Source organism: Mycobacterium sp. TH-M15 (assembly GCF_057473705.1).
The window spans coordinates 1-4,014 of sequence record NZ_JBYCLB010000634.1 but is presented as its reverse complement, the minus strand read 5'-3'; the positions used below and the strand labels follow the sequence as shown (position 1 = coordinate 4,014).

3 protein-coding genes and 1 pseudogene are annotated in these 4,014 nt (G+C 70.4%); all 4 read left to right on the top strand.

The annotated features are described in order from the left end of the window. The first annotated feature begins 14 nt into the window (after positions 1-14). Positions 15-1,562 (top strand): alpha/beta hydrolase, encoded by a 1,548-nt coding sequence (locus tag AC2VNT_RS15510; RefSeq protein ID WP_486947702.1) that lies wholly within the window; start codon positions 15-17, stop codon positions 1,560-1,562. 34 nt (positions 1,563-1,596) lie between these two features. Continuing rightward, the gene (gene aftC / locus AC2VNT_RS15505) at positions 1,597-2,892 is read left to right on the top strand and encodes an arabinofuranan 3-O-arabinosyltransferase (protein ID WP_486947701.1); all 1,296 of its coding nucleotides are present in this window, start codon (positions 1,597-1,599) and stop codon (positions 2,890-2,892) included. Then, positions 2,889-3,302, top strand: coding sequence for a peptide-methionine (R)-S-oxide reductase MsrB (gene msrB, locus AC2VNT_RS15500; protein ID WP_486947700.1), 414 nt, complete (start codon positions 2,889-2,891; stop codon positions 3,300-3,302). The genes aftC and msrB overlap by 4 nt, the downstream gene beginning before the upstream one ends. Positions 3,303-3,750: 448 nt before the next feature. Next, positions 3,751-4,014, top strand: a pseudogene (locus AC2VNT_RS15495) (hypothetical protein); the annotation flags it as partial.

Sequence of the window (4,014 nt, the reverse complement as noted above, 5' to 3'; positions counted from 1 at the left end):
CCAGGTTCGGCACGCTGGTCGCAGCCGGCGTCGCCGTGGCCACCGTGCTGGCCGGCTGCGCGCCGCTGGCCCCGGCCGCCGACCCGCGCTTCGCCACCGACTCCGGCGCCGGGCCGCAGGGCCAGCCGGTGACCACCACACCCGAGCCCGGCGGCCCGGTGCCGATCGCCGCACCGAAGAAGGACCTGCCCTGGCGCGAGTGCACGTCGCAGCTGTTCACCGACGCCGGGGTGCCGCAAGCGCCCGGCGTGCGACTGGAGTGCTCCAGCTACGAGGCCGACACCAACCCGCTCAGCGGTGAGTCCTCGCAGCTGACCATCGGGGTGGTCCGCGCCCGGTCGGCGCAGACCCCGGCCGACGCCGGCCCGGTGGTCTTCACCACCGGCTGGGACCTGCCGTCGTCACTGCAGCTTCCGGTCTGGCTGTCTCGCGCCGGCTCCGACGTGCTGCGCAGCCACCCGATCGTCGCGGTGGACCGCCGCGGCACCGGACTGTCGGACGCGGTGAGCTGCCGGGACCGCTCCGAGCGCCAGATCATGTGGGAGCAAGCGCAATTCGAGCGTGGCGACGATCCGGTGGCCAAGCTGGTAGAGGTCGCCACCAAGGCCACCACCGATTGCACCGACGCCATCTCGCCCGGTGAGTCGGCCTACGACAACGAGCACGCCGCCGCCGACCTGGAAGAGCTGCGCAGCACCTGGGACGTGCCGGCGCTGGCGCTGGTCGGCGTCGGCAACGGCGCCCAGGTGGCGATGGCCTACGCCGGGTCGTATCCGAGCAAGGTGGCCCGACTGGTGCTCGACTCGCCGATCGCGCCGGGGGTGGCCGCCGAGGCCGCCGCCGAAGCGCGGGTCAAAGGCCAGCAGGCCGCCTTCGACGCGTTCGTCGCCCAGTGCGTCGCGATCAACTGCCCGCTGGGCGGAGACCCGAAAGGCGCGGTGGACGCGCTGCTCGGCGACGCGCGATCCGGCAACGGTCCGGGCCGCGCATCACTGGCTGCGCTGACCTATGCGATCAGCACGTCGCTGGGCTACCCAGCGGGCGACGGCGCGAAGAACACCGGCGCGCTGGCCGCCGCCCTGGCCGCCGCACGCTCGGGCGACAACAACCTGCTGACCAACCTGATCAACCAGGCCCAGACCATCTTCGGCAGCGACGGCCGGTTCATCAACGCCTGCGCCGACTCACTCGACCGGCCCACCCCGGACCGAGTGCGCGAGCTGGTGGTCTCCTGGCGCAAGCAGTACCCCGAGTTCGGCTCGGTCGCGGCGCTGGACCTGGCCAAATGTCTGAGCTGGCCGAGCAGCTCGGCGCCGACGGCGCCGGCGGATCTGAAGATCAACGTCATGCTGCTCGGGGTGCGGAACGACCCGATCGTCGGCGAGGAAGGGATCGCGGCCACCGCCGCCACCATCGTCAACGCCCAGGCAACCGGCCGGCGGGTGATGTGGCAGGGCATCGGTCACGGCGCCGCGATCTACTCGTCCTGCGCGGTGCCGCCGATCATCGGATACCTCGACGATGGCACCCTGCCCGGGACCGACACCTACTGCCCGGCCTGAGCCCAACCTCAGCCGACGCCGCAGCGGGCGCCCGGTGTACGGTTCGCTGGTGACCGCAGTCGACCTTCGCGACCGCGTGCTGGCGGCGTTTCGCCCCCCCACCAGCGCACCCAGCAACTCGACGGTGTGGCGGTCGGTGCTCTGGCCGGCGGCCATCCTGTCGGTCATCCACCGCACCGTGGTGCTGACCACCAACGGCAACATCACCGACGACTTCAAGCCGGTCTACCGGGCGGTGCAGAACTTCCGGCACGGGCTGGACATCTACAACGAACACTTCGACTACGTCGACCCGCACTACCTGTACCCGCCGGGCGGCACATTGCTGATGGCGCCGTTCGGGTACCTGCCCGAGACGGTCTCCCGGTACACGTTCATCTTGACCAACGTGATCGCCATCCTGCTCGCCGCCTACCTGCTGCTGCGGCTGTTCGACTACACGCTGACGTCGGTGGCGGCCCCCGCGCTGCTGCTGGCGATGTTCTGCACCGAGAGCGTCACCAACACCCTGGTCTTCACCAACATCAACGGGGTCATCCTGCTGTTGGAAGTGTTGTTCTTCCGGTGGCTGCTGGACAGCCGGCTGAACCATCAGTGGTGCGCCGGGGTCGCGATCGGGCTGACGCTGGTGGTCAAACCGGTGCTCGGGCCGCTGCTGTTGCTGCCGCTGCTGAGTCGGCAGTGGCGGACGCTGGCCACCGCGATCGGCGTTCCGCTGGCGTTCAACGTTGCCGCGCTGCCGTTGGTGAGCCACCCGCTGGACTTCTTCAAGAACACCGTGCCCTACATCTTGAGCACCCGCGACTACTTCAACAGCTCGATCCTGGGCAACGGCACCTTCTTCGGGCTGCCCGGCCCGCTGATCCTGTTCCTGCGGCTGCTGTTCACCGCGATCGCCGCGGTCAGCCTCTGGCTGCTGTACCGCTACTACCGGGTGCGCGATCCGCGGTTCTGGCTGCTGACGTCATCGGGCGTGCTGCTGATCGCGTCGTTCCTGGTGCTCTCGCTGGGGCAGGGCTACTACTCGATGGTGTTGTTCCCGTTCCTGATGACGGTGGTGTTGCCCAACTCGGTGCTGCGAAACTGGCCGGCCTGGCTGGGCATCTACGGCTTCATGAGCCTGGACCGCTGGCTGCTGTTCAACTGGATGTACATCGGCCGGCCGCTGGAGTACCTGAAGATCACCTACGGCTGGTCGCTGGTGCTGATCGTGGTCTGCGCGGTGCTGTACTTCCGCTACCTGGACGCGCGCGGCGAGGGGCGGCTGGCCGACGGCATCGATCCGGTGTGGCTGACGGCTGCGGAGGGCTGCGCTAGCGTGAAGGCATGACCCTTCTGCAGCCCCAGGTGGCGCTCACCGACGACGAGTGGCGGACAAAGCTCACCCCCGACGAGTTCGCGGTGCTGCGCCGGGCCGGCACCGAGCGCCCGCACACCGGCGAGTACGTCGACACCACCACCGAGGGCGTCTACCAGTGCCGGGCCTGCGGCGCCGAGCTGTTCCGCAGCACCGAGAAATTCCATTCACACTGCGGCTGGCCGTCGTTCTTCGACCCGGCCTCATCCAACGCGGTGATCCTGCGCTCCGACGACTCGCTGGGCATGGCCCGCACCGAGGTGCTCTGCGCGAACTGCCACAGCCACTTGGGGCACGTGTTCAAAGGCGAGGGCTACCCCACCCCGACCGATCAGCGGTACTGCATCAACTCGATCTGTCTGCGGTTGGTGCCGGCGGGCTGAGTTCGGCCGGTTCACAGCGCAGCCTGGCTTCTTGGAAGCGAGTGGCGGACGCATCAGCGCTGCGTACTATTTCATCGCAGACACAACACGGGAGGGAATGGCGGGCCGCTCGCCCCCGTCGCCGCTCCAGCCACAGACCCCAAACCTCCAGCGGCGGTCGCTCCGGCCGCGAATCCAGCGCCGCCGCCAGGACCCCCAGAACCTCCGGCACCGATCGCTCCAGTCGCTGCACCTCCGGCACCACCTGGTCCTCCCCCCGGGCCTCCCGCTACCCGCCCCCCCCCCCCCCCCCCACCCCCCCCCACCCCCGGCATGGCCGTGGCCCGCACCAGCCCCGGGCATGCCGGTGACCAGCACGAGCGGGGCCATGCCCGCCGCCGGTGTGCCAAGTGGTCCGGCACCGGTTGGGCCGGCGATGACGGCACCGACCGGCCCGGCGGCGCCGGGCATGAGTTCGCCGACGACCAGCCTTGAAGCGCTGAATCCCAACGCAGGCCCGAGCGCCCCGCTGACGTCGCCGGGACTGGACTCGGCGTTCGCCCAACCGCCACCGCCGCCGGTGGCGCCCACCGCACCGGCCGGCGCGTGGAGCACGCCGTTCATCGAGCCGCCACATGCACCCGAGCCGCCACCGGCACCGGCGGCACCGGCAGCCCCGGCGGTGGAGTCACCGGTCGTCGCCCCGGCACCGGTGATGAACACCGGCGCGACC